At 58.9% G+C, this 443-nt stretch carries 1 protein-coding gene and 1 pseudogene; both read left to right on the forward strand.

Annotated features, from left to right (window positions below):
• Positions 1-187: pseudogene (locus GJ668_RS20245) on the forward strand (IS66 family transposase); the annotation flags it as partial.
• A 38-nt stretch (positions 188-225) separates the two neighbouring features.
• The coding region (locus GJ668_RS20455) for a hypothetical protein (RefSeq protein ID WP_222930836.1) at positions 226-443 on the forward strand (218 nt) is incomplete at its 3' end.

Consider the following 443-nt stretch of genomic DNA (forward strand, 5'->3'; position numbering starts at 1 on the left):
CGGCGGGACGCGCAGCGATCTGGGGCGCCGCTGCCGTGACACCTTTGCCAGTCTCAAGAAGACCTGCCGCAAGCTCGGGATCTCGTTCTGGGATTATCTCAATGACCGCATCGGACAGGTTGGAGACATACCCTCTTTGCCGGACATCGTGCGCGAACGGATCTTGGCCGCTCAGGCTGTGCCGTGAGTTATTGAGAAGTTACCCGCTTGTGCGTTAAGTGATTGATGAACAAGACATTTCCACAGGATTCCCAAGTTCCGTGCGCGGGCAGATGGCTGCGCACGGGGCGTGTGAACCTCGGCCGAATCTGCTCGCGCGGATGCAATTCCGGCCTGCGCATGTGCTTTAAGGCGATTTCCGAACTAATGTTACGCAGCCGCCTTCAGTCGCCTGAGCTCGCCGAAGGCATGCTGAAGCGCCTCGACATAGAGCTTCGCGCGTA

The organism is Allochromatium palmeri, from assembly GCF_009720725.1.
Lineage (GTDB): Bacteria > Pseudomonadota > Gammaproteobacteria > Chromatiales > Chromatiaceae > Thermochromatium > Thermochromatium palmeri.